Raw genomic sequence first — 22,152 nt, forward strand, 5'->3', positions numbered from 1 at the left:
TAATGGGGTGAGAATGGAGAGAGAGGAAGGTCCGCATCAGTTCGATTAGCGCAACAGCCGCCCGCGCCGCAACGAACTCCCCCCTCACCTCAGCGGCAAGAACAACTCCGCCGCCGCCCCCCTCTCCGGCTCCCCCACGAACAGCCGCTGGCAGTAGATCGGAAAGTCCCGCATCTCTTCGCCACTGGCCGGCAGCCACTCGCGGTACAGATACAGCGCAGCGGGCTCCAGGTTATGGGTGTCGCCGACGACGCGCAGCACGGCGCACCGCCCGCCGGGGATTTCGCCCGCCTTCACCGCCGGGTCCTCCGCCTCCACCCGCTGACCGGGGTTCAGGCCGACGCACAGGTCCATCCGATAATCGGCGGGGTCGGCGGGGCGGCGTTCCGAATGCCAGACATTGAAGGTCGGGTTGGTCTTGGGCGACAGGCCGGCGGCCTTGCGCCAGGCGATGAACCGCTGGACCGTGGCGTCGATGGTCTCGGGATCGCCCCGATGTTCGAAGATCGCCACCCGGATCGGGGGCGTCTCGCGGATCGTCACCTGATCGGGGGTGAAGGGCGTCTGCATGAGCCTGCTCCGGGCTGAGTTGAGGGGGCCCAAGGCCTGAAGCCACGGCGCCCAGTCGGGTGATTTGCGGAAGCTGGACGGCGACTGCCGGAACCTCTGGCGAAAGGCGCGGGCGAAGGCGTCGGGCGTCTCGTAACCGGCGTCCAGGGCGATGTCGGTCACGCTTTCCCCCTGCCCGCCCGCCAGCCGTTTCGACGCCTGTCGCATCCGCGCCAGCTGGACATAGCGGTGCAGGGACAGCCCGAAGGTCGCCTTGAACTGCCGGTGGAAATGGAATTTGGAAAAGGCCGCGACACCGCTGACCGTCTCCAGGTCCAGATCGCCGTCCAGATGCCGGTCGATATGATCCAGCACCCTCAGCATCCGGGAATGGTAGTGGTCCAGCGCCGCCGTCATCATCCTCATCCGTCGTGGTGCGCTCAGATTGGCGCCTGACGCCGTCGCACGCTCTACCGATCTTGCGGTTTGAGACCCATCGCCGAACGCCCGCCTTGACTCATTTTGACGTTTAGCTAATGATCACATTATGAGCCAGGTCTTCAAAGCCCTTTCCGATCCGACCCGCCGGCGCGTGCTTCAGTTGCTGCGCCAGGGACCGATGACGGCCGGCGAGATCAGCGATCAATTCGACGTCTCGAAACCGACCATGTCGGCCCATTTCGCGGTGCTGAAGGAGGCCGATCTGGTTCATGCGGAGAAGGCCGGCAAGTCGGTCGTCTACCATCTGAAACTCTCGGTGCTGGAAGAGGCCCTGCTGGGCTTCGTCAATTCGTTCGGCCTCGGCGCAGAGACGCCCGGGCCCTCACAGGAGCCTGCGAAATGAACAAGGACGTCATCAACAGCCTCGCCTGGGGCGGCGGGATTCTGGTTCTGGCCCTGTGCGCCAGCCTGGGACGCCGGCTGGGCTATATCGACCACGAGACCACGCTTCGTCTGGTTCTGGGCGCCACCGGCCTGATGATCGCCGCCTTCGGCGATCGCATCCCCAAGACCTTCACCGCCAGCGCGGGCGCCAGAAAGGCCCAGCGCGTCTCGGCCTGGTCCATGGTGCTGAGCGGCCTCGTCTACGCCCTGGCCTTCGCCTTTGCCCCCACCATCATGACGGCGGTCGTCATCGGCTGCGGCGCGGTGATCGGCGGCATGGCATTCACCCTCCTCTACTGCCTGCGCCTGTCGGCCAGGGCCAGGACCAACGCCGGCTAGGATCGCCGTCCCCTAGCCCGCGCCGGTCCCCTTCTCGCGATGCGGGCATCCCGGCCAGCAGCAGGGGCGGCGTTTGCCATCGCTGAGGTTCTCGCGCCCCCAGTCGATCCGCTTGAGCCGCGTCTCGGTCTTCTTCGCCGACTCGACCCAGCAGATCCATTCGTTGCGGGCCAGGGGCGTGATCGCCGTCCAGGTCGCCACGGCTGCGGCGTCGCGGTTCAGCGCCGCCCGCAGATCGGCAGGCAGCGGATGGACGACGCCGCCGGGCAGGTCTGTCTCAGCCATGGCTCATGGTCGCAGTCACGGAAGCGCGCCGCAAGCCATGTCATCCCGATACCATAAGAGGCGACCTGCGCCGCACCCACCCGACGAGTAAAAAGGTCGTGCCGCCCAAAAACGCTCCCGGCGATCTGACCCTCTTCAGGAAAGGTCCAGCACTTCATAAGCGGGGGCTGGCCGCTTGATTGGACTTGCACAGCGCACCGACACACGGCGAATTTCAGCGCCGAACTTCAAAATGGCCGCCACCTCTTCTTTGGCGTCGCAGGCGGCCGCCACGTCGTCGAAGGCCTTGCCGCCGGCGTCGGCAAACCGGTTCTCGCCCACGCCCAGCAGTTCAGGGTCTCCCGACAAGACGCCACACCGATTTCCGGTATCCAGCACCCAGCGTCCATCCTCCGTCGTCATGACGCCTCTCTGGCCCGTGCAACTGGTTTCCAGAAGCGGCCAGATCGCTGCGGCGGCCCAGGCGGAAGGCGTGGGTTGGGCCAACTGGACATGTCCGGCCAGAGAAGCGACGACCTCGCCGCGCACGTCCGGCCCGCCCTCCAGAAGCGATCTCAAGCCTGCGTTTACGCCAGACGGCGGGGCTAGGGCGAGGAAGTCGGAAACCGAGTAGCCGCTCTCCGACGCAAGCAGCGTGCGCCAGACCCTCCAGACCCCGCCCGGGTCGGCCGTCGCGACATCCACCAGCCACTGGACGACGGTCCCGCAGTCATAGCGCGTGCTTTCGGCGGCGCCCGTCTCAAGGGCGAGCAGGCCGGTCTGCTGATCCTGCATCTTCTCGAGGCAGGCGCCGAGCCTCTGAGCCAGGATGTTGCGGCTTCGAAGCGCGGCCTCGGGCGCGATCGACGCCCCGGCCAGAAGGCTGAAATATTCGGCGGCGCCTTCGTCGAGCCACCTCGTGTTGACCCCGTCGACATTGCGCTGTCGACCGCCTTGCCAGTTGTGGAACACCTCGTGCGCCACAAAGGGCTGAACCATATCCGTAAATCGTTGGTCCCTGTCCGCCGGAACGCCCCGGGACGCAAACTGGAGATTGATCACCCCGTTCGGCGTGACGTCGCCGACATAGGACGCCCGGTCTTCGGCCGGCAGCGGACTGACGAGCACGACCGGCGCGCCTGGCGCTGGAAGTTTGAGGCGGGCGCCATAGTAAGCGTTGCTGGCTTCTGCAGCGGAGCGAATGTCATCGACAAGCCAGACCGGCAGCGAAGGATCTGCGATGATATCATCCGGATCGCGTCCTTCGTCGGACGGGCCGACATAGATGAACCCGTCGAACATCGCTTGCGCCGGGCCTGCGATCACGGCCCATCCGTCCGCGACCGATATTGTCTCGGGGAGAAGCGCCCCCGGCTTTCTGTTCACCAGGGATGGCAAATAGATCATCCATCCGGCGCCGAGCCGCGTCAGGACAGGATAGGTCGCATCTGTGCGAACGCGATCCGGACGCAGCGTCAGGATGAAATGGTCGCGGGGACCGGTCGATGACAGGCCTGTGCGGCTCAGAGAGACTTCGGAATCCGCCGATTCAACACGGGCGCCGGGCGGAACCTCGGTGTCGAAATCGAACCCGGTCGTGGGCGTGTGCAAGCGGTATTCTGCGATGACCTGATCGGCGGAGGGGCGGAACAGGACCTGATCCTGAGCCCATGCGCCCGTCGAAAGGCCCCAGGCCGCAAGAGCGACCGTCAAAAGACGCATGCATACCCCCGATTTAGGTTGAGATGTTCCTTTGGGTTGTGGGGGCGGGTCAACCGATTTCGACGCCTGGGGAAGAGGTCTTGCGGCGAATTCCCGCAACGAGGTGAAAGAGCGGCCCTCTGATCGTCAGCCTCGGGTTGAATTTAGTTCATTTGATATCGTCGCTCATTCTGTTCAGCATCTCCGCCTGGCCTAAGGCGTGAGGATCGGATGAAGCAGTTCCTGATGACGGCGGGATTTATCCTGGCGCTCGCAACGCCGGTGCTGTCGCAGGATGCGGCTTCCGTTCCGGACAACCCGGAGATGGCGGCTATTCTGGCTGAGGACCAGGCCGTTCGCCAGGATTTGGCTGCGGTGTTGGCCGGCGGTCGGGAAGGCGCCTTGCGCATCCATGCCGCGGACGCTGTGCGTCGCCAGCAGGTGCGCGCCATGCTGGACGCCGGAGCGCTGCGGACAGCGACGGACTTCTACTCCGCCGCGCTGGTGTTTCAGCACGGCGACACGCCGGAGGACTATCTGATGGCCCACACTCTTGCCGTCGCAGCATTGGGCGAGGGATCGACCGAATCGCCCTGGCTCGCGGCGGCGACGCTGGACCGGTATCTTCAAGCGGTGGGGCAGCCCCAGATTTACGGCACTCAGACCCTGATGCGGCGGGGAGAAAAGCCGACGCGCGAACCTTTCGACCACGCCCTCATACCCGACAGCATCCGGCGGGTGCTCGCTGTGCCGACCCGCGCTGCCGAGGAGGCGCGCCTGGCGGCGCAAACCCCAACCGACAGCCGTTCAACGCCCCAATAGCTGTCTCGCGCAATGCCCACGACGGGTTCGGCTGCGGAATAGCCGCCAGCGCCGAAACCTGACCCCCCTCACCTCAGCGGGAGGATCAACGCCGCCCCCTTCACCGCCGTCATCCTCGGGATCACCCCGTCTCAGGCGCTATTTCAGCCCGTCCTGGGCCAGAACATGGGCGACCACCGCGTTGGCGTGGCCATGCCCCATCCCGTGCTGGTCCTTCAACACCGCCACCAGCGCCATGTGCCGGCCCGGACCGGCGGCGCGCACGATCTGGAACCAGTGCCCCATGGGCTGGCCGTAGGTCTTCTCGATGGATGGGAAGTAGGACGCCGGGCCCTTGACGGGTTTGTCGGTCATACGGTGCGCTCCTCCCTTGAAGGATGGCGCCTTGGGCGGATGCCGGCAACCAACGAACGGCGATATGGCCAAGACGATCTGGCGTGTTAGACCGGCGCCCTGCTTGAGGGGGCGGTGATGTCCGAGGTTGCAAGCTGGATCGCCGTCCTGGCCGGAGGCTGGCTGATCGTGGTCGGCGTCTTCATGGCCGCCGCCCCGCGCCGCGCCCTGGCGGTCCTGGCGGCCATGGGCGGGACGCCGTCGGTTCATTTCGGCGAAATGGTCGTGCGCGGACTGGCGGGTCTTGTTCTGGTTGTCGCGGCGCCCGCCTCCCGGCTGCCGGCCTGGATCGCCGTCATCGGGGGGTTTCTGATCGTGTCGGCCCTGGCGCTGGCCCTGCTGCCCCGCCGATGGCATTCACACTATTCGCGCTGGTGGGCGCAGCGGATTCCGCCGTTCGCCGTGCGGCTGATCGCCCCCGTGTCGATCCTGGGCGGCGGCCTGCTGATCCGCTGCCTGATCTGAGCGACCTCAGGCGACCTCGACGACCTTAAGCTTGGGCTTCTTGGCCTTGGCGGGCTTGGCCGGGCGGACCGCCTTCTTGGCGGCCTTTTCGGCCTTCTTGGCTTCCTTCTCGGCCGTCTTCAGCGCCTTCTTGGCGGCCTTGGCCTCGGCCTTGGCGGCGTCGGGGGCGGCGTCGGCGGCGGCGGCCAGTTCGGCCAGCTGGACCAGGAAGGTCTCGCGCTGGCCCTTGGGCAGCAGGCCCATGATCCGCTTGTCGGCGGCCTCGACCAGCGGCCGGGCGGCCTCCAGACGGGCGGCGCCTTCCGTGGACAGACGAACCGCCTTGGCGCGGGCGTCCAGGGTCGAGCGTTCGCGCTCCAGCAGGCCCTTGGCGGTCATGCGGGTGACGAGATCAGCCAGGGTCGAGCGGTCGATGCCGGTCATCCGCACCAGTTCCGTCTGGGTCAGGCCCGCCTTCAGCGAGGCGGCCTCGAGAACCGCGAACTGGCGCTGGGTCAGGCCGTCGGCCCCCGTTTCCTCGGAATAGATGTCCAAGGCCAGCTGCAACGCGCGGTGCATCAGATGGCTGGGCGAGGTGGCCAGAGGACCGACCTTGCGCAACGCCTTGCCTGACTTGACCATATCGACCGTCCCCCGATTGTCTTTCGTCCGCACGCGTACCAGCGGCGCTTTACGATTTGACGCGAGAAGTATGTCGGTTACGCGACATTTTGTCTGTGCGCTACCGCGCTTCCGTCAAAGTCCCGTGTCCGGCGAGACCGGGCCGGGCTCCTCGTCCTTGGTCATGTTGCGCATGATCAGCGGCACCTGCGACAGGCCGAAGACCGAGGCGGCGATCCACAGAACCCCGCGGAACCCGGTCCAGACGTCGTTCGGATTGGGCGTGTCGCGGCCCAGGGCGTGCCAGAGGGCGGTGACGGCGGCGGGGCTGCGGAACACCTCGTTCAGCACGGCCACGGTCAGGAAATACAGGCCATAGCGCAGCGTCAGCGTCCGCCAGGCGGCGTCATTGACCTTGATGGCCGAACCCAGCAGGGCCTTGAACGGATACTTCTTCAGCGGGATCGAGCCCAGCAGCACGACCGCCAGCAGCCCGTTCTGCACCGTCAGCTTCAGCTTCACATACAGGTCGTCGTGGGTGAAGACGGTCAGCAGGCCGAACACCAGGGCGAACAGGCCGGTGATCAGCGGCAGGGGCGCGAACCGCCGCTCGACCGCATAGCCGACGACCAGGGCCAGGGCCGAGGCCCCGACCAGCACCCAGGTCGCGAAGATCATGTCCCGCGTCACGAAATAGCTGATCATGAAGGCGGCCAGGGCGCCGAAATCCACCAGTTGGCGGATCCACTGGCGGTTCTTCTTCTCGGGCGCGGGGGTCTCTTGGACCTTCGTCACCTCAACGTGTTCAACATCAACAGGCACTAGGTCGCGGCCGGGCTTTTGGTCGATCATCTCAGTCTTCCAATCCCACCAGCGAGCGGGCGAAGGCGCGGGCGTCGAAGGGTTGCAGATCCTCCACCCCCTCGCCCACGCCGATCAGCATCAGGGGCGCGTCGGAGGCCTGGGCCACGGGCACCAACACCCCGCCCCGCGCCGTCCCGTCCAGCTTGGTCATGACGACGCCCGTGACGAAGGCGGTGCGGCCGAAGATCTGTTCCTGGGCCAGGGCGTTGCGCCCCACCGTGGCGTCCAGCACCAGAAGCGTGTCGTGCGGCGCCTCCGGGTCCACCTTCTTCAGCACCCGCACGATCTTCAGCAGCTCGTCCATCAGGGCCGACTTGTTCTGCAGCCGCCCGGCCGTGTCGATCAGGACGACGTCGAACCCCTCGGCCCGCGCCTTGGTATAGGCGTCGAACGCCAGGCCCGCCGCATCCGCCCCGTCCCGGCGGCTCTCGAAATCAGCCCCGGCCCGGTCGGCCCAGACCTTCAGCTGTTCGCGGGCGGCCGCGCGGAAGGTGTCGCCGGCGACGATCATCACCTTGGCGCCCTTGCCCGTCAGGTCGGCGGCGATCTTGCCCAGGGTGGTGGTCTTGCCCGAGCCGTTCACCCCGACGAACAGCACCACATAGGGTTTGGGCCCGCTCAGCGGATCAAAGGTCGCCTGGCGCGGCGCCAGTTCGGCCGCCACCGCCTCGGCCAGGGCCTCCTTGACCTCGTGCTCCTGGGCGTCCTTGCCGAACTTCAGCGCCCGGAACCGTTCGACGATCCGCGCCGAGGCCGCCGGCCCCAGGTCGCTCTCCAGCAGATGTTCCTCCAGCCCCTCCAGCGCCGCCTCGGACAGGGGTTCCTTGACGAAGCTGGCGACGACCTGGTCGGTCATCTGTTTGGAGGAGCGCGAGAGCCCCGCGGACAGGCGCTGGAACCAGCCCTTTTTCGGCGTATCGTTCATGGATCAGGCTCTAGCGCGCCCGCCGCGCCCCGTCACGCGCAAAGCCCGCCCTCACAACACCCTGAACCACGGCCCCTGCCGTTCCTCCCCCAGCATCAGGTCGGTCAGGGCCCAGACCAGGGCGTCGGCCCGGTCCAGACTGCCCGTCTCGTCCCCGCCCAGGGCCATCAGCTCCTCCTCCAGCTCGCGGAACCGGCCCAGGTGCGTCACCCGCCCCTGTTCGTACAGGGCCGCCACCGGCTCGGCCCGCATCCGCTTGCCGCGCGTGGCCCGCACCTCGCGCACCACCACATCAGGGTCCAGAGTCTTCAGCACATGGGCCACCATGTCCCCGCCCTGGTTGACCTCGGCGACGATAGCCCCGGCCCCGAACTCGGCGGCGCAGGCCAGGGCCCGCCGCGCCCAGCCGTCGGGGCTTAAGCCCCGCATCGACCGGTCGGCCAGGACATAGGCCTGCGTCCCCACCCGCCCCGCCGCCACGATGCCGCAGGCGTCGCCCCCCGGCGTGGTGGTCGGATCGATCGCCACCACCACCCGGTCGAACCGCGCCGGCGCCGCCCCCTCAAACCGATTGGCCCGCGCCAGATCCTCCGCCCGGAACAGCGCCCCTTCGACGTCGAGGATCAGCCCCTCCATCTCCTGCGCCGCCCGCCGCGTGCCGCCGTACAGGTCCTCCAGCCGCGCGATCACCCCCGGCGCCAGATGGTCGGCATTGTCCCGCGTCGGCGCATGGGTGGTCACGCACCCGGCCTCGGCCCGCAAGGCCTTCAGCGCCGCCATCGGCCGGGGCGTGGTCGTCACCACCAGACGCGGATCCCGCCCCAGCCTCAAGCCCAGCCTCAGCATGGCCAGGGTCTCGTCCGGCCGCGCCCAGGCGCAGAATTCGTCGGCCCAGGCCCCGGCGAACTGTGGCCCGCGCAGGCTGTCGGGGTCCTCGGCGGAAAAGGCCCAGGCCTCGGCCCCGCTCGGGAACACCAGCCGCCGAGGCGTCGATTCATAGACCGGCCGCGCCCGCCCCCGCCAGCGCGGCAGGGCGTTGATGCCGCTGGGCCCGCCGATCATCACCTCGCGCACATCGTGCAGGGTCGCCCCCACCAGGGCCAGCCGCCCGCCGGGCCCCAGCCGCTCGGCCTCGTCCGCCGCCCACGACGCCCCCGCCAGGGTCTTGCCCGCCCCCCGTCCGCCCAGGAACAGCCAGGCGGACCAGGCGTCCTCCGGCGGCTTCTGCGCCGTCCTCAGCACCAGCTCCGGCCCCGGCTCTGCGTCGTCGCCCAGCCCCGCGGCCTCCAGAGCCTCCCGCGCCGCCTCGGGCCAGACCACATAGGGCAGGGGCGCCCCCGTCGCCGCGCGCAGGCCCGCGATACAGCGCAGGATTTCGCGAAACTCGGGCAGACGCCCCAGGCGGCACGCCGCCTTGCCCAGCTCGATCAGGGCCTCCATCGACAGATCCGGACGCTCGGGGTCCCATTCGAACCCCATCAAGGCGGCTCTCGCCTCCTCCAGCGTCCGCGTCTCCGGCGCCGCCGTCCCCTTCAGGAAGTTGGCCGGCAGGGACTCGCGCGGCGTCTGCCGGAAGAACCCGCGCTTGTGCATCTGGGTTTCCAGCGTGCCCTTGGAGACGCCCAGCTCGGCCGCCATCGCGCGCGCGGTCTTGTGCCGCTCGTTCATGTATCGTGGGCCGATCTCCTCGTCCCACACCTTATCCGTGAATATGCTCTTGGCTCCCATGCGCCCAGTATTCGCGCACCCGCACCTCAGGCGCGCAAATAGGCCCTCGCGCGCCTCAAGCCGCTGAAGTCCCAGACTTTCGATCGTCCAGTTATAAGCGCTGGACCGCCCAACCCATCACAAGTCGGCCCATCCTAGGTGGGACGAAGAACCCGCCGATCAGTGCTGGTTCTGCGGCAACCGCACCACCAGGCCGTCCAGCGCCTCCGACACCCGGATCTGGCACGACAACCGGCTGTTGGGCTCGACCTCTTCGGCGAAGTCCAGCATCGACTCCTCCATGGCCGAGGGTTTGCCCGCCGCCTCGCGCCAGGCTTCATCGACATAGACATGGCAGGTGGCGCAGGCGCAGGCCCCGCCGCAATCCGCATCGATCCCCGGCACATTGTTCCGGATCGCGCCCTCCATGACGGAAAGCCCCGGTTTCACGTCAACGACGTGCTCGGTTCCGTCATGCTCGATATAGGTGATGCTGGCCATGGCCCGCTCATATCAAGCCGGGGCGCGGGCGCAAGGCCGTAAGTCGACGCCCATATCGGAGTATGGCATCCTCGCCGCATGGACGACATGCGCAAGATCACCTCCATCCTGCCCGCCCGCCTGCTGGCGGCGGCCCAGGATGCGACCGGCCAGGGCGTGACGGAAACCCTGCGTCAGGCGCTGGAAACCCTGGCCCATTCCGACTGGAGCCGCCGCATGCTGGCCCTGGAAGGCGGCGCCCCCCTGGACCTCGATCTGGACGACCTGCGCGAGGATCTCGCCTTGGACCGACGAGCTGACCGACCGGATCAGCGAGTTTGATCGCCGCCGACACCAGCGCCGTCCTGCACTTCCTGCACGGCTTCGACGGCCCGGCCCGCCCAGCGCATCGACGGCGCCTTCAGTCCGGCTTCACGCACAGGCGGCTGATCGGATTGCTGGACGAGGCCGTCAGCAGGGCCAGTCGGTAGGGCAGGTTGATATAGTCCGTGTCCGGCGCGTGCGGCTCCAGGCCCTGGTACAGAAACTGCAATGGCTTGCACGGGTCGATGGTCAAGGTCTGGTCATGGCCGCTGCGGATCAGTTCGCCGTGCGACACCCCTTGCGACCAGGCAGGGCCGTCGAAGGCGACATTATCAGACCCGGCGAAGGGATCCGCGACGGTGGTGGCCAGCGGTCGCCATTCGCCGTCCAGCCTGTCGCTGATCCAGGACCGGAAGTATCGGCCCTGCGGTCCGATCGCCTCGACCGCCGTCAGATATTGGCCCGTGCCGGCGATCCTGTAGTGCATGCTGGCCTCGAAGATATCGTCCGCGCGGCCGGTCATGACCACTTCGGTGTCGGCGAACCCCTCGGGAAACCGCGTGATCGGCGTCTGGGATCGGAACAGCGATCCGTGATCGTCGGTGTTGAACAGGTGGCAGACGGCGTCGTCGCAGATGACCCAGAAGTCGAGCCAAGCGTCTTCACCGGTGGCGGCCTTGATGATCGCCGGGGTTTCCGAGAAGAAGGGCTTCGGCGCGCTCCAGGACGTGGGATCGTCAAGGGTCGCGGTCGTCGAATACATCGGCGGTCCGCTCTGATAGACCATGTACCAGAGCTTCTGGGGCTCGAAATAGAAGACCTGTGGCGCGGCCCGATAGCCGGGACCGATACCCGAACGTTCCAAACTGACGACAGGCGCGCGCGACGCCTGCGACCAGTCGGTGAAGCGGCTGTAGGCCATATGCCAGCCGTCCGGCGCGGCGGTCGTCATGAAGACGTGATAGGCCCCGTCATAATAGACGACCGACGGATCCTTCAGCCCTGAAAACCTCTTTTCGTCCTGGGGGCCAGGCGAGATCAAGGGCGCCGATGAGCGCCAGGCGAACTGCGGCGCCTCGGACGACGCCGGCGCAGCGACCGCCCCTGACACGCCGACCAGAAGGGCGACGGCGGCGGCCATCGTCGTGGATCGGGCGGCGAATTTCATGGGCAGACGTCCTTTGTGCAGGCGAACAGGGTCGGGCCGACGGCCGACATGAGGATAGGGATCATGCGGAGCCGCCCGGCCGCGCCAGCGTCAGCACCTCGTAAACAGTCAGGTTCCCGCCCTTCGCCTTCAGCGTGATCCGCGCCGGCGCGACACCCGCGGGGATCGGCAGATCGAAGGCCTGGAAGCCGTCACGGCGCTCGCCGGGGAAGGCGACGTCGCCCAAGGGCGCGCCATCCAACAGCACGACTCCCCGCTGGCCGACGTCGTCGCCCCAATAGATCAGGCGCAGCAGCATCGGGGTCTCGCGTCGCGCGATCCTGAGCTCGATCTGACCGCCGTCCGCGATGCGGCGGCCGCTACGTCCGTTGATCTGGATAATCTCGGCACGGTCGGCCTTCACCTCGTGATCGACCTCCGGCTGCTGTTCGCCCAGGAAGACGGTGTCGATGGTGCGTTGCGCCAGGTCGATACGGCGTCGCTCCGACTCCAGAAACGCCTCGCCGTCCGTGGCCCAGCGCGAGGGTGTGAACAGCGGCGAATAGACGGCCGTGCGCTGATCATACTGGTTGAAGAAGGGGGCGAAACGCACCCGCCCGCCCTGGGCCAGGGGAGCGCTGAAGAAATGAGGCTTCCCCGGTTCGGGCGTCAGCAGGGCCTTGGGCGTGTCCGTCACAATAAAGGCCGGGGCCGGCCGGTCGAACGCCTTGTCGGCCGGTCCCAGGTCGGACGCCAGGACCAGGGGGCCGCTGAGGAAGGCGACCAGATTCGGATCATCGGGCGTCGGCTCGACCCGCACCTCGAGCGGCAGGCTCAAAACGACACGGTCGCCGGCGCGCCAGCGGCGGCGAAGCCGCAGATAGCCCCGATCCGGCTCCGCGCCTTGCGTCGCGCCATTGACCGTCAGTCTGTGCGACGCCGCCCAGGCCGGCAGGCGAAGCGCCAGATCCATGGCGTCGGACGGCGCGCGGACCACGGTCAGCGTCACCACGCCGTCCATCGGATAGGCGGTCTCCATCTCCAGCGTCAGGCCGTTGTCCGGCAAGCTCAGGCGCGACGGGATGAAGAGGTTGACGTATAGGGCGCCCGCGTCGCGCCAATAGATCGAGTCCGCGTGTTTGGCGTGACTTTCCATGCCCGAGCCGACACAGCACCAGAAACTGTCCTCCGGCGTCGAATAGCTGCGCCGCGACCCGGCGGCCAAAGGCATGAAATAGACGAACCGCCCGCTGTCCGGTCGCTGGTGCGCCATGATGTGGTTCAGTTGGGCATGCTCGTAATCGTCGAACAAGGCCGCGTCCGGCGCCCATTGGTACAGGCGCCGGGTCAGTTTGAGCATATTGTAGGTGTTGCAGGCTTCGCAGGTCGTTTCGCTGATATGGGCGGCGATCTCGCCCGGCGGCGTGAAATGCTCCCGATCGGAGTTGCCGCCGATGGCGTAGCTGTGACGCCGCGTGACGGTGTCGTAGAAGAACCGCGCCGTCTGCGCCTCGGCGACGTCGCCTGTGACCTCGTAAAGACGCGCCAGGCCGATGACCTTGGGAATCTGCGTATTGGCGTGCAGGCTGGCGAGTTGGTCGCGGCCTTCCGCCAGCGGATCCAGCACCGCCCGGTGGCGAAGCCGGCGCGCGACATCCAGCCAGCGCCGGTCGCCCGTCAGGGCATAGGTCTCGGCATAGGCTTCATTGATCCCGCCGTGTTCGGCGATCAGGATCTCTTGCACCTGATCGTCGCTGAGGCCGTCCAGGATCGTCGCCAGATAGCCGGCCATGCCGACGGCGACATCCAGGGCGCCCGGCGTCCCCGCCAGACTATGGGCGGCCAGCAGACCGGCGTGAACCTTGTGCCAGGTGTAGATCGGCACCCATCCGTCGTTCAGACTGAAAGGCGTGGCGCGGATATCGCCGTGACGCAGCTGTTCGAACACCGCCTTGCCGCCGACGATATCGGTTTGCCCCCACAGGGTGGTTCCCCCGACGTATCCGTCGCCGTGGACCGCCTGGATGCGGGCCATTTCCTTGACGGTCTCGACCAGCCGCGCCCGCAGAACCGGGTCGCCGGTATTGGCCACGGTCAGGGCGCAACCGCTCAGATAATGGCCCAGCGTATGGCCGGCGATGCTCTGGGCTTCCCAGCCGCCGTAGATCGCGCCCTGCGGCTCCAGCCCGGCCGCCTTATGAAAATTATGAAGCAGTCTCTGGGGCGACAGCGAATGGAGATAGGCGCTGTTGGCGTCCTGGGCCTGAGAGAAGATCGAGGGCTTCAGCACCACCTGGCCCGCCGGGACCGGCGCGATCCGACCCGGTCGTCCCTGCGCCGGGGCCAGGCTCGGCCAAGCCAGGACAGGCAAGGCTGACGACAGCGCGGCCGTCGCCATCAGGCTTCTGCGGGTCATCCAGGCCCTCTGTCCGGCGTTCACCATCCATCCCCTCGCATCTCGCACTAAGCAGACACAGGATTGATAGCGCTAACAAGACAGACCCAACAAGGCGCCGTTAGGTCGCGTCCGCCGCCACATACACCCAGACCTCGGCGCCCGCCGCCGTCGTCGTGCGGATGCGGCGATACTCATCGGCCTCGTAGATGTCGGCGGCCGCGAGTTCGTCGGCGGTGATGCGGAACACCGTGCCGGGGATGACGTCGGCGGGGTCGTCGCTTTGCGTCAGGACCGGATGGTGGGTCAGGCCGCTTTCGGCGATGACTTCGAGGTCCGTGATCTCGAGCTCCGACAGGGCGAAACCGACCAGGCTGTCGGCCGTCCCTTCCAGCAGACGGCCGAAATTGGCGGTCTGCACCGCCGGGTCCTGCAAGGTGCCATAGGAAAACAGCAGGACGTCGGCGGTCATGGAAGGCACAGTCTCCAGGTCAGGCAGCCGGCGGTCAGGCCGCCTGTTTCTTGCGGCTGGGCGCGACCATCAGCTTCTTGGTTTCGGCGATGGCCTTGGCCGGGTTCAGGCCCTTGGGGCAGACCTGGGCGCAGTTCATGATGGTGTGGCAGCGGTACAGTTTGAACGGGTCTTCCAGGTCGTCCAGACGCTTGTCCGTGGCGTCGTCGCGGCTGTCGGCGATCCAGCGATAGGACTGCAACAGCGCCGCCGGGCCGAGATATTCCTCCTGGTTCCACCAGTAGCTGGGGCAGGAGGTGGAGCAGCAGGCGCACAGGATGCACTCGTACAGGCCGTCCAGTTTTTCGCGCTCGGCCGGGGTCTGGAGCCGTTCCTGTTCCGGGTCGGGCTCGTCCGACTGGAGATAGGGCTGGATCGAGTCGTACTGGGCGTAGAACAGGCTCAGGTCCGTCACCAGGTCCTTGACCACCGGCTGGTGCGGCAGGGGGGCGATGGTGATGTTGTGCGACTGGCACTCTTCCCAGCCCTTGGTGCAGGCCAGGGCGTTGCGCCCGTCGATATTCATCGAGCAGGAGCCGCAGATGCCCTCGCGGCACGACCGGCGGAAGGCCAGGGTCGGGTCGATGGCGTTCTTGATGTGGATCAGGGCGTCCAGCAGCATCGGACCGTGATCGTCGGTCGAGACCTCATAGACGTCCCAGCGCGGGTCGGCGTCGACCTCGGGGTCGTAGCGATAGACCTTGTAGGTCTTGACGTTCTTGGCGCCGGCCGGGGCCTTGTGGACCTTGCCCTTGGTGGGCTTGGAGCCGCGGGGGAGGGAGAGTTGAACCATCTGCGTTCGACCTCAGTAAACCCGAGCCTTGGGCTCGATGTACGCGATGTCGTCGGACATCGTGTAATTGTGCACGGGGCGGTAGTCGATCTGGACCTGCTCGCCCGGACGCTTCCACGCCAGGGTGTGTTTCATCCAGTTGGCGTCGTCCCGGTCGGGATAGTCCTCGCGGGCGTGGGCGCCGCGCGATTCCGTGCGGTTCAGCCCGCTCTCGATGGTGACGACGGCCTGAGCGATCAGGTTGTCGTACTCCAGCGTCTCCATCAGATCCGTATTCCAGATCAGGCCGCGATCGGTGGTCTTGATGTCGGCGCCGGCGGCGTCGATGGCCCTCAGCTTGTCGGTGCCCTGTTGCAGGGTCTCGCCGGTGCGGAACACCGCTGCGTCGGCCTGCATGGCGCGTTGCATGGACAGGCGCAGCTCGGCGGTCGGGGTCGAGCCGTCGGCGAAGCGGAAGCGGTCCAGGCGGGCCAGGTGGGCGTCGGTCTGGGCCTTGGAGGCGGACGGCACGGCCGAGGACTTGTCCACCACCTCGCCGCAGCGCAGGCCGACGGCGCGGCCGAAGACCACCAGGTCGGTCAGGGAGTTGGAGCCCAGACGGTTGGCGCCGTGCACCGAAACGCAGGCCGCCTCGCCGACGGCCATCAGGCCGGGCACGACGCTGTCGGGGTTGCCGTCGCGCAGCGTCAGGACTTCGCCGTGATAGTTGGTCGGGATGCCGCCCATATTATAGTGGACGGTCGGCAGGACCGGGATCGGCGCCTTGGTCACGTCCACGCCGGCGAAGATCTTGGCGCTTTCGGAAATGCCCGGCAGGCGCTGGTGCAGGATCTTGGGATCCAGGTGGTCCAGGTGCAGGAAGATGTGGTCCTTGTTCGGGCCCACGCCCCGACCTTCGCGGATCTCGATGGTCATGGAGCGCGAAACCATGTCGCGCGGCGCCAGGTCCTTCACGGTCGGCGCATAGCGCTCCATGAAGCGCTCGCCTTCCGAGTTGGTCAGGTATCCGCCCTCGCCGCGCGCGCCCTCGGTGATCAGGCAGCCGGCGCCATAGATGCCGGTCGGGTGGAACTGGACGAACTCCATGTCCTGCAGCGGCAGGCCGGCGCGCAGCACCATGGCGTTGCCGTCGCCGGTGCAGGTGTGGGCGCTGGTGGCGCTGAAATAGGCGCGGCCGTAGCCGCCGGTCGCCAGCACCACCATCTTGGCGCGGAATTGGTGCAGCTGGCCGTTATCGAGCTGAAGCGCTGTGACGCCGGTGCAGGCGCCGTCCTGCATGATCAGGTCCAGCGCGAAATATTCGACGAAGAACTTCACTTCCCGACGCACCGACTGGCCGTACAGGGTGTGCAGGATGGCGTGGCCGGTGCGGTCGGCGGCGGCGCAGGTGCGCTGCACCGGGCCTTCGCCGAAGTTGCGGGTCATGCCGCCGAAGGCGCGCTGATAAATCTTGCCTTCCTCGGTGCGCGAGAAGGGCACGCCCCAGTGTTCCAGCTCGTAGACGGCCTTGGGCGCGTTGCGGACCAGATATTCGATCGAATCCTGGTCGCCCAGCCAGTCCGACCCCTTGACGGTGTCGTACATGTGCCACTGCCAGCTGTCCTCGCCCATATTGCCAAGAGAGGCGGAGATGCCGCCTTGCGCCGCGACCGTGTGCGAGCGGGTCGGAAAGACCTTGGTGACGCAGGCGACCTTCAGCCCCTGCTGTGCGGCGCCGAGGGCGGCGCGGAGGCCGGAGCCCCCGGCGCCGACGACGACGACGTCGTATTCGTGGTCAATCAGTTCGTAAGCGGCCATCAGGGGATCAGGCTCCGAAACCGGCGGGCAGGGGCGCAGAACCCAGCGCCAACCGCACGATGAAGAACAGGCTGGCGGCCGCCAGCACGAAGAAGACCAGGTTCAGCAGACCCGTCAGCGCCTTGCGGGCGCCGGCCTGGGGCACATAGTCCTCGAGGATGACCTTCCAGGCCAGGCTGAGATAGCCGAACAGCAGCACGGCCGTGACCGCCAGCAGGCCGGCGTTCAGCGGCTTGGCGAACCAGACCAGCACGGCGTCATAGGCCGCGCCCGCCAGGGTAAAAGCGGTCGAGGCGACCCACAGGCCCAGCGGCAGCAGGGCCGTCAGCAGCACCCGCTCGGCCAGCCATTCGCCGCCGCCGTGCCGCTCGGAAATCTTGACGTTGTTCTTGAACTTGACGGCGCCGCTCACAGCGAGACCCTCCTGACAGCGAACAGGACGACCCAGAACAGGATCGCCAGGGGGACCGGCGCCCAGACCGCGATGTTGGACAGCGCAGTCGCCGACTTGATCGTCAGCCCATTGCCCGTGTCGTTGATCGTATGGCGCGCGCCGTTCAGGATGAAGGAGAACAAGATCACTGTCAGGCCGAAGCCGACGAACAGGCCCAACGGCGAACCCGCCAGGGCTAGGGCCGTCTCATAGGCCTCGGGCCCGAAGGCCAAGGCGCCCAGCCAGGCGACGACGAAGACCAGACCGACGGTGGCGGCGATCAGGGTCGCGCGGAACAGGATCGAGGCGGCCATGGTCACGTGCCAGCGCCAGATTCCCATATGGGGCGAGAGCGGCGTCTTGTGACCGTTGGGCTGGATGACGAAACGACCGGTCCGGTCGCCCGATGCAACCCCCGGGGTCGGGTTGGGTTGAGTCATGCGAATGGTTCTCAAAAGCGAATGAATTCAATCGCCGTGTGCGGTTGCGAAGGCTTTTGTGACCCTAGAGGGACGGTGTCAACGGACCGTTGATCACTTAGCGGATTCTAGCGTCGCTTAGCCCGAAAACGCGATATTCAAGGCATGATCGATCCTCGCTCTGCCTGATAGTAAGCCTTTACGCGGCGGCGGCGGTTTTGGATCACCAGCGCCCCGCTCGCCAAACCTGTGACCCGCCCTATATGAACCCCATGACCGAGACCACGCCCCGCCCCGTTCTTCGGCTGCATCCCGCCCACCGCGACGACATCGGCGACCTGACTACGCGTCGCCCCGTGCCCGGTCCGGGCCTGGACCAGGTCGATCCCTTCCTGTTCCTGAACCACCACGGGCCCCAGACCTATGCGCCGGGCAACGCCGGCCTGCCCTTCGGGCCGCACCCACACCGAGGGTTCGAGACCGTCACCTTCATTCTGGACGGCGAACTGGCCCACAATGACTCGGGCGGCGGCGAGAGCATCATCAAGGCGGGCGGAATCCAGTGGATGACGGCCGGTTCGGGCCTGATCCACGCCGAACTGTCCCCGGCCGATTTCAAGCGCGACGGCGGGCCGATGGAGATCCTGCAGCTGTGGGTGAACCTGCCGTCGCGCTTGAAGATGACCAAGCCCGACTATGTGGGGCTTCAGGCCGCCGACATCCCGACCTTCACCACTGAAGCCGGCGTCACGGTCGAGCCGGTCTCCGGCGAATGGCTGGGCGTAAAGGCGCCGATCCAGTCGCTGATCGACATCCATCTGGCCGTCGTCCGCCTGCCCGCCGGCGCCCGGTTCGAAGTCCCGGTCGCCGCCGGCCGCAATGTCTTCTTCTATGCGATCAAGGGCCAGGTCTCCGTCGCCGGAACCCCCGTGCCCGAATGGAACCTGGCCGCCCTGGGCGACGGCGACGTGGTCGAGATCACGGCCCAAAGCACAGACAAGACCGAGGCTGTCGTCCTGCTGGGCCACGCCCAACCGATCAACGAGCCCGTCTTCAGCCACGGCCCCTTCGTCATGACTACCCGCGAAGAAATCATCCAGGCCATCGAGGACTACCAAGCCGGCAAGTTCGGCCCGCAGCCGCGGGTGTGAGGCGCATGAAACGGGGGCGGTTCACCGAACCGCCCCTTGCCGATCAGTAAGGCCAGTCAGGCGGCAGATACGGGCCTATGCCAGAGCACACATAAGCGGGTGTCTCATCGTAGTAGGGCGTCGGAATATAGGGCTTGAGCACGTAGACGTTGCCGCCGCCTTCGCCGCAGCTGCCCCAAGCGTAGCCAAGCACTTCCGTCTTTGCTGCGTCTGCATAGTAGACATAGGAATAGGCCACGAGGTTGGGGTCCCAGGATTCTTGGACCAAGGCTTCGGCGGGGCCGAACGCCACCGTAGTCGCCGCGACCGCAGCGATCGCGATTGCGAGGTTTTGAACGCGTTTCATTTCAATCCTCTCCAGAGGCGCGAAATTGCGCACGTCAAATGCGCGTATAAATCAACTCAAGGTTCAACCTGTATATTGCTGCGAGGACGACCCTTTCGGAACCGCCTCACCACGCGCGGATGATGCGTTCCCCGACAAAACCCTATATGACGCCGGTTCCTTGCGACGACCGAGCCGAAGACACGCCCAAATGCCCAGCCTGAACGAGATCCGCGCCACCTATCTGAACTTCTTCGCGGCCGACGGCCACGAGAAGGTGCACTCGGCGCCGCTGGTGCCGCAGAACGATCCGTCCCTGCTGTTCGTCAATGCGGGCATGGTGCCGTTCAAGGACTATTTCACCGGCGCGTCGAAGCCGCCCTATCCCCGCGCCACCAGTTCGCAGAAATGCGTCCGCGCCGGGGGCAAGCACAATGACCTGGACAATGTCGGCTACACCGCCCGCCACCTGACCTTCTTCGAGATGCTGGGGAACTTCTCCTTCGGCGACTATTTCAAGGAACACGCCATCGACCGGGCGTGGAAACTGGTCACGCAGGAGTTCGGCCTGGACGCCAAACGCCTGCTGGTCACCGTCTATATCGATGACGACGAGGCCGCCGCGATCTGGAAGAAGGTCACCGGCTTCGGCGACGACAAGATCATCCGCATCGCCGGCAGCGACAACTTCTGGGCCATGGGCGACAGTGGTCCCTGCGGCCCCTGCACCGAGATCTTCTGGGACCACGGCGACAAGATTCCCGGCGGCCCTCCTGGCTCGCCGGACGAGGACGGTGATCGCTACGTCGAGATCTGGAACAACGTCTTCATGCAGTTCGAGAAGGAGAACGACCAGATCGTTCGCAACCTTCCCAAGCCCAGCGTGGACACCGGCATGGGTCTGGAGCGGATGACCACCGTGCTCCAGGGCGTGCATTCGGTGTTCGAGACCGACCTGTTCAAGACCCTGATCGCCGCCTCGGAAGACGCCACCTCGACCAAGGCCGCCGGCGACCAGGCCGCTAGCCACCGCGTCATCGCCGACCACCTGCGCTCGTCCTCCTTCCTGATCGCCGACGGCGTCACCCCGTCGAACGAAGGCCGGGGCTATGTGCTGCGCCGGATCATGCGCCGCGCCATGCGCCACGCCCACCTGCTGGGCGCCGCTGATCCGCTGATGCACCGCCTGGTGCCGACACTGGTGGCCCAGATGGGCGACGCCTATCCCGAACTGGCCCGCGCCCAGCCCTTCATCGAGGACACGCTGAAACAGGAAGAGGTCCGCTTCCGCACCACCCTGGGCCGGGGCATGGCCCTGTTCGACACGGCGGTTCAGGGCTTCCGTCCCGGCGACATGCTGGACGGCCAGACCGCCTTCACCCTGTCCGACACCTATGGCTTCCCGCTGGACCTGACCCAGGACGAGGCCCGGCGTCGCGGCTTCTCGGTCAATGTCGACGGCTTCGAATCCGCCATGGCCGAACAGCGCCAGCGTTCGCGCGAACACTGGAAGGGCTCGGGCCAGACCGCCAACACCAATGAATGGCTGGCGATCCGCGACCGCATGGGTCCGACCGTCTTCAACGGCTATGACACGATCGAGGGTTCGGGCGAGGTCCTGGCCCTGATGAACGGCGGCGCTCCGGCCGAGACGGCCGAGGCCGGCGACATCGTCGAAATCCTGTTCGACAACACCCCCTTCTACGCCGAGAGCGGCGGCCAGACCGGGGATCAAGGCACGCTGGAATGGCCCGGCGGGGAAGCCGAGGTGCTCGACGTCAAGAAACACGCCGGCGACCTGCATGTCCTGTCGGCCCAGATCACGGCCGGGACGCTTGAGATCGGCGCCCGCGTCGCCCAGCTGGTGGACGCCGACAAGCGCACCACCACCCGCGCCAACCACTCGGCCGCCCACCTGCTGCACACGGCCCTGAAGAATGTGCTCGGCCCGGCGGTCGCCCAGAAAGGTCAGCTGGTCGATTCCGAGCGCGCCCGCTTCGACTTCAGCCACGGCGCCCCCGTGACCGAGGACGAACTGGCGGCCATCGAGGCCGAGGTCAACGCCGTCATCCGCCAGAACGTCCCGGCGGAGACCAAGCTGATGGCCCCGCAAGAGGCCATTGAGGCCGGCGCCATCGCCCTGTTCGGCGAGAAATACGGCGACGAGGTCCGGGTTCTGACCCTGGGCCGTTCGCTGGTCAGCGACAACGCCCCCTATTCGGTCGAACTGTGCGGCGGCACCCATGTGGCCCGCACCGGCGACATCGGCCTGTTCAAGGTGGTCCAGGAAACCGGCGTCGCCGCCGGCGTCCGCCGCATCGAGGCCCTGACCGGCGAGGCGGCCCGCCTCTATCTGGAATCCCAGGCCAAGGTTACGCGCGGCCTGGCCCGCGACTTCAAGATCCAGACCCAGGACGTGCCCGGCCGGGTCGAGGCCCTGCAAGGCTCGGTCAAGACGCTGGAGAAACAGGTCGCCGAGCTGAAGAAGCAACTGGCCCTGGGCGGCGGCTCCGGCGCGGCGTCTGCGCCGGAAGAGATCGGCGGGATCAAGCTGATGGCCCGCGTTCTAGACGGTGTGGACGGCAAGGGTCTGCGCGGCGTCGCCGAGGACTTCCGCAAACAGGTCGGAACCGGCGTCGTCGCCCTGATCGGCGTGACCGAGGGCAAGGCCGCCGTCACTGTCGCCGTCACCTCGGACTTGGTCGGTAAGGTCAACGCCGCCGACCTGGCCCGCGCCGCCGTCATCGCCATGGGCGGCCAGGGCGCCGGCGGCAAACCCGACTTCGCTCAGGGCGGCGCCCCCGACGGCTCCAAGGCCGAAGACGGCCTCACCGCCGTCCGTGAGGCGCTGAAGGGCTGAGCC

General features: G+C 67.0%; 24 protein-coding genes. 7 read left to right on the forward strand and 17 right to left on the reverse strand.

Features of this window, described 5'->3' with window-relative positions:
• Nucleotides 1-84 precede the first annotated feature (84 nt).
• Complete coding sequence (locus ACW17X_RS10680) at nucleotides 85-966, reverse strand: AraC family transcriptional regulator (protein ID WP_492097239.1); 882 nt, start codon at nucleotides 964-966, stop codon at nucleotides 85-87.
• Between the two features lie 130 nt (nucleotides 967-1,096).
• On the opposite strand from ACW17X_RS10680, the gene ACW17X_RS10685 reads away from it, so the two are divergent.
• On the forward strand, nucleotides 1,097-1,393 hold the full coding sequence (locus ACW17X_RS10685) for an autorepressor SdpR family transcription factor (protein WP_492097241.1): 297 nt from the start codon (nucleotides 1,097-1,099) through the stop codon (nucleotides 1,391-1,393).
• Nucleotides 1,390-1,773 (forward strand): SdpI family protein, encoded by a 384-nt coding sequence (locus tag ACW17X_RS10690; protein WP_492088614.1) that lies wholly within the window; start codon nucleotides 1,390-1,392, stop codon nucleotides 1,771-1,773. Before ACW17X_RS10685 ends, ACW17X_RS10690 begins: the two co-directional genes overlap by 4 nt.
• A 12-nt stretch (nucleotides 1,774-1,785) precedes the next feature.
• Here the strand turns inward: ACW17X_RS10690 and ACW17X_RS10695 are convergent, their stop codons facing one another.
• On the reverse strand, nucleotides 1,786-2,058 hold the full coding sequence (locus ACW17X_RS10695; protein WP_492097243.1) for a YdeI/OmpD-associated family protein: 273 nt from the start codon (nucleotides 2,056-2,058) through the stop codon (nucleotides 1,786-1,788).
• A gap of 135 nt (nucleotides 2,059-2,193) precedes the next feature.
• On the reverse strand, nucleotides 2,194-3,759 hold the full coding sequence (locus ACW17X_RS10700; RefSeq protein ID WP_492097245.1) for a hypothetical protein: 1,566 nt from the start codon (nucleotides 3,757-3,759) through the stop codon (nucleotides 2,194-2,196).
• A 210-nt stretch (nucleotides 3,760-3,969) separates the two neighbouring features.
• Here ACW17X_RS10700 and ACW17X_RS10705 point away from each other — a divergent pair, with 210 nt between their 5' ends.
• Nucleotides 3,970-4,560 (forward strand): hypothetical protein, encoded by a 591-nt coding sequence (locus ACW17X_RS10705; RefSeq protein WP_492097247.1) that lies wholly within the window; start codon nucleotides 3,970-3,972, stop codon nucleotides 4,558-4,560.
• A gap of 138 nt (nucleotides 4,561-4,698) precedes the next feature.
• Here ACW17X_RS10705 and ACW17X_RS10710 read toward each other — a convergent pair whose 3' ends face one another.
• Nucleotides 4,699-4,914 (reverse strand): DUF4287 domain-containing protein, encoded by a 216-nt coding sequence (locus ACW17X_RS10710; protein WP_492097249.1) that lies wholly within the window; start codon nucleotides 4,912-4,914, stop codon nucleotides 4,699-4,701.
• Between the two features lie 117 nt (nucleotides 4,915-5,031).
• On the opposite strand from ACW17X_RS10710, the gene ACW17X_RS10715 reads away from it, so the two are divergent.
• Nucleotides 5,032-5,418: a hypothetical protein gene (locus ACW17X_RS10715; RefSeq protein WP_492097251.1), complete on the forward strand. Its 387-nt coding sequence runs from the start codon at nucleotides 5,032-5,034 to the stop codon at nucleotides 5,416-5,418.
• Nucleotides 5,419-5,424: 6 nt separating this feature from the next.
• On the opposite strand, the gene ACW17X_RS10720 is transcribed toward ACW17X_RS10715, so the two are convergent.
• The 5 genes from ACW17X_RS10720 to ACW17X_RS10740 form a co-directional block, all read right to left on the reverse strand.
• On the reverse strand, nucleotides 5,425-6,039 hold the full coding sequence (locus tag ACW17X_RS10720; protein WP_492097253.1) for a MarR family winged helix-turn-helix transcriptional regulator: 615 nt from the start codon (nucleotides 6,037-6,039) through the stop codon (nucleotides 5,425-5,427).
• Nucleotides 6,040-6,153: 114 nt separating this feature from the next.
• The gene (locus tag ACW17X_RS10725; RefSeq protein WP_492097255.1) at nucleotides 6,154-6,870 is read right to left on the reverse strand and encodes an inner membrane-spanning protein YciB; all 717 of its coding nucleotides are present in this window, start codon (nucleotides 6,868-6,870) and stop codon (nucleotides 6,154-6,156) included.
• A 1-nt stretch (nucleotide 6,871) separates the two neighbouring features.
• Nucleotides 6,872-7,807: a signal recognition particle-docking protein FtsY gene (gene ftsY / locus ACW17X_RS10730; protein ID WP_492097257.1), complete on the reverse strand. Its 936-nt coding sequence runs from the start codon at nucleotides 7,805-7,807 to the stop codon at nucleotides 6,872-6,874.
• A gap of 51 nt (nucleotides 7,808-7,858) precedes the next feature.
• Nucleotides 7,859-9,475, reverse strand: a complete 1,617-nt coding sequence (locus tag ACW17X_RS10735; RefSeq protein ID WP_492097259.1) for a DNA-packaging protein — start codon at nucleotides 9,473-9,475, stop codon at nucleotides 7,859-7,861.
• A 219-nt stretch (nucleotides 9,476-9,694) separates the two neighbouring features.
• Entirely contained in the window at nucleotides 9,695-10,015 is a 321-nt protein-coding gene (locus ACW17X_RS10740) for a 2Fe-2S iron-sulfur cluster-binding protein (protein WP_267515239.1), read from the reverse strand.
• 87 nt (nucleotides 10,016-10,102) lie between these two features.
• Between ACW17X_RS10740 and ACW17X_RS10745 the strand changes: the two genes are divergently transcribed.
• Nucleotides 10,103-10,336, forward strand: coding sequence for a hypothetical protein (locus ACW17X_RS10745; protein WP_492097261.1), 234 nt, complete (start codon nucleotides 10,103-10,105; stop codon nucleotides 10,334-10,336).
• Between the two features lie 79 nt (nucleotides 10,337-10,415).
• On the opposite strand, the gene ACW17X_RS10750 is transcribed toward ACW17X_RS10745, so the two are convergent.
• The 7 genes from ACW17X_RS10750 to sdhC form a co-directional block, all read right to left on the reverse strand.
• On the reverse strand, nucleotides 10,416-11,486 hold the full coding sequence (locus tag ACW17X_RS10750) for a glycoside hydrolase family 62 protein (RefSeq protein ID WP_492097262.1): 1,071 nt from the start codon (nucleotides 11,484-11,486) through the stop codon (nucleotides 10,416-10,418).
• Between the two features lie 61 nt (nucleotides 11,487-11,547).
• On the reverse strand, nucleotides 11,548-13,881 hold the full coding sequence (locus ACW17X_RS10755; RefSeq protein WP_492097264.1) for a beta-L-arabinofuranosidase domain-containing protein: 2,334 nt from the start codon (nucleotides 13,879-13,881) through the stop codon (nucleotides 11,548-11,550).
• Nucleotides 13,882-13,981: 100 nt separating this feature from the next.
• Complete coding sequence (locus ACW17X_RS10760) at nucleotides 13,982-14,332, reverse strand: gamma-glutamylcyclotransferase family protein (RefSeq protein ID WP_492097266.1); 351 nt, start codon at nucleotides 14,330-14,332, stop codon at nucleotides 13,982-13,984.
• Between the two features lie 34 nt (nucleotides 14,333-14,366).
• Nucleotides 14,367-15,164 (reverse strand): succinate dehydrogenase iron-sulfur subunit, encoded by a 798-nt coding sequence (locus tag ACW17X_RS10765; RefSeq protein ID WP_492097268.1) that lies wholly within the window; start codon nucleotides 15,162-15,164, stop codon nucleotides 14,367-14,369.
• A gap of 12 nt (nucleotides 15,165-15,176) precedes the next feature.
• On the reverse strand, nucleotides 15,177-16,961 hold the full coding sequence (sdhA, locus tag ACW17X_RS10770; protein ID WP_492097270.1) for a succinate dehydrogenase flavoprotein subunit: 1,785 nt from the start codon (nucleotides 16,959-16,961) through the stop codon (nucleotides 15,177-15,179).
• Between the two features lie 7 nt (nucleotides 16,962-16,968).
• Nucleotides 16,969-17,373 carry a succinate dehydrogenase, hydrophobic membrane anchor protein gene (sdhD, locus tag ACW17X_RS10775; RefSeq protein WP_492097272.1) on the reverse strand — a complete coding sequence of 135 codons (405 nt, stop codon included), beginning with the start codon at nucleotides 17,371-17,373 and terminating at the stop codon, nucleotides 16,969-16,971.
• On the reverse strand, nucleotides 17,370-17,834 hold the full coding sequence (gene sdhC / locus ACW17X_RS10780; RefSeq protein ID WP_492097274.1) for a succinate dehydrogenase, cytochrome b556 subunit: 465 nt from the start codon (nucleotides 17,832-17,834) through the stop codon (nucleotides 17,370-17,372). Before sdhC ends, sdhD begins: the two co-directional genes overlap by 4 nt.
• Nucleotides 17,835-18,085: 251 nt before the next feature.
• Here sdhC and ACW17X_RS10785 point away from each other — a divergent pair, with 251 nt between their 5' ends.
• The gene (locus tag ACW17X_RS10785) at nucleotides 18,086-18,964 is read left to right on the forward strand and encodes a pirin family protein (RefSeq protein ID WP_492097275.1); all 879 of its coding nucleotides are present in this window, start codon (nucleotides 18,086-18,088) and stop codon (nucleotides 18,962-18,964) included.
• 43 nt (nucleotides 18,965-19,007) lie between these two features.
• On the opposite strand, the gene ACW17X_RS10790 is transcribed toward ACW17X_RS10785, so the two are convergent.
• The gene (locus tag ACW17X_RS10790; RefSeq protein WP_492097277.1) at nucleotides 19,008-19,310 is read right to left on the reverse strand and encodes a hypothetical protein; all 303 of its coding nucleotides are present in this window, start codon (nucleotides 19,308-19,310) and stop codon (nucleotides 19,008-19,010) included.
• Nucleotides 19,311-19,500: 190 nt separating this feature from the next.
• Here ACW17X_RS10790 and alaS point away from each other — a divergent pair, with 190 nt between their 5' ends.
• Nucleotides 19,501-22,149 (forward strand): alanine--tRNA ligase, encoded by a 2,649-nt coding sequence (alaS, locus tag ACW17X_RS10795; RefSeq protein ID WP_492097279.1) that lies wholly within the window; start codon nucleotides 19,501-19,503, stop codon nucleotides 22,147-22,149.
• The last annotated feature ends 3 nt before the right edge of the window (nucleotides 22,150-22,152 follow it).

It is taken from the genome of Brevundimonas sp. FV1ye4L, from assembly GCF_058681255.1.

What these genes read in the sequence shown, in the direction of transcription:
- ACW17X_RS10680 (WP_492097239.1), bottom strand. Translation starts at nt 966, where the DNA reads ATGACGGCGGCGCTGGACCACTACCATTCCCGGATGCTGAGGGTGCTG.
- ACW17X_RS10685 (WP_492097241.1), top strand. Translation starts at nt 1,097, where the DNA reads ATGAGCCAGGTCTTCAAAGCCCTTTCCGATCCGACCCGCCGGCGCGTG.
- ACW17X_RS10690 (WP_492088614.1), top strand. Translation starts at nt 1,390, where the DNA reads ATGAACAAGGACGTCATCAACAGCCTCGCCTGGGGCGGCGGGATTCTG.
- ACW17X_RS10695 (WP_492097243.1), bottom strand. Translation starts at nt 2,058, where the DNA reads ATGGCTGAGACAGACCTGCCCGGCGGCGTCGTCCATCCGCTGCCTGCC.
- ACW17X_RS10700 (WP_492097245.1), bottom strand. Translation starts at nt 3,759, where the DNA reads ATGCGTCTTTTGACGGTCGCTCTTGCGGCCTGGGGCCTTTCGACGGGC.
- ACW17X_RS10705 (WP_492097247.1), top strand. Translation starts at nt 3,970, where the DNA reads ATGAAGCAGTTCCTGATGACGGCGGGATTTATCCTGGCGCTCGCAACG.
- ACW17X_RS10710 (WP_492097249.1), bottom strand. Translation starts at nt 4,914, where the DNA reads ATGACCGACAAACCCGTCAAGGGCCCGGCGTCCTACTTCCCATCCATC.
- ACW17X_RS10715 (WP_492097251.1), top strand. Translation starts at nt 5,032, where the DNA reads ATGTCCGAGGTTGCAAGCTGGATCGCCGTCCTGGCCGGAGGCTGGCTG.
- ACW17X_RS10720 (WP_492097253.1), bottom strand. Translation starts at nt 6,039, where the DNA reads ATGGTCAAGTCAGGCAAGGCGTTGCGCAAGGTCGGTCCTCTGGCCACC.
- ACW17X_RS10725 (WP_492097255.1), bottom strand. Translation starts at nt 6,870, where the DNA reads ATGATCGACCAAAAGCCCGGCCGCGACCTAGTGCCTGTTGATGTTGAA.
- ftsY (WP_492097257.1), bottom strand. Translation starts at nt 7,807, where the DNA reads ATGAACGATACGCCGAAAAAGGGCTGGTTCCAGCGCCTGTCCGCGGGG.
- ACW17X_RS10735 (WP_492097259.1), bottom strand. Translation starts at nt 9,475, where the DNA reads ATGAACGAGCGGCACAAGACCGCGCGCGCGATGGCGGCCGAGCTGGGC.
- ACW17X_RS10740 (WP_267515239.1), bottom strand. Translation starts at nt 10,015, where the DNA reads ATGGCCAGCATCACCTATATCGAGCATGACGGAACCGAGCACGTCGTT.
- ACW17X_RS10745 (WP_492097261.1), top strand. Translation starts at nt 10,103, where the DNA reads ATGCGCAAGATCACCTCCATCCTGCCCGCCCGCCTGCTGGCGGCGGCC.
- ACW17X_RS10750 (WP_492097262.1), bottom strand. Translation starts at nt 11,486, where the DNA reads ATGAAATTCGCCGCCCGATCCACGACGATGGCCGCCGCCGTCGCCCTT.
- ACW17X_RS10755 (WP_492097264.1), bottom strand. Translation starts at nt 13,881, where the DNA reads ATGACCCGCAGAAGCCTGATGGCGACGGCCGCGCTGTCGTCAGCCTTG.
- ACW17X_RS10760 (WP_492097266.1), bottom strand. Translation starts at nt 14,332, where the DNA reads ATGACCGCCGACGTCCTGCTGTTTTCCTATGGCACCTTGCAGGACCCG.
- ACW17X_RS10765 (WP_492097268.1), bottom strand. Translation starts at nt 15,164, where the DNA reads ATGGTTCAACTCTCCCTCCCCCGCGGCTCCAAGCCCACCAAGGGCAAG.
- sdhA (WP_492097270.1), bottom strand. Translation starts at nt 16,961, where the DNA reads ATGGCCGCTTACGAACTGATTGACCACGAATACGACGTCGTCGTCGTC.
- sdhC (WP_492097274.1), bottom strand. Translation starts at nt 17,834, where the DNA reads ATGACTCAACCCAACCCGACCCCGGGGGTTGCATCGGGCGACCGGACC.
- ACW17X_RS10785 (WP_492097275.1), top strand. Translation starts at nt 18,086, where the DNA reads ATGACCGAGACCACGCCCCGCCCCGTTCTTCGGCTGCATCCCGCCCAC.
- ACW17X_RS10790 (WP_492097277.1), bottom strand. Translation starts at nt 19,310, where the DNA reads ATGAAACGCGTTCAAAACCTCGCAATCGCGATCGCTGCGGTCGCGGCG.
- alaS (WP_492097279.1), top strand. Translation starts at nt 19,501, where the DNA reads ATGCCCAGCCTGAACGAGATCCGCGCCACCTATCTGAACTTCTTCGCG.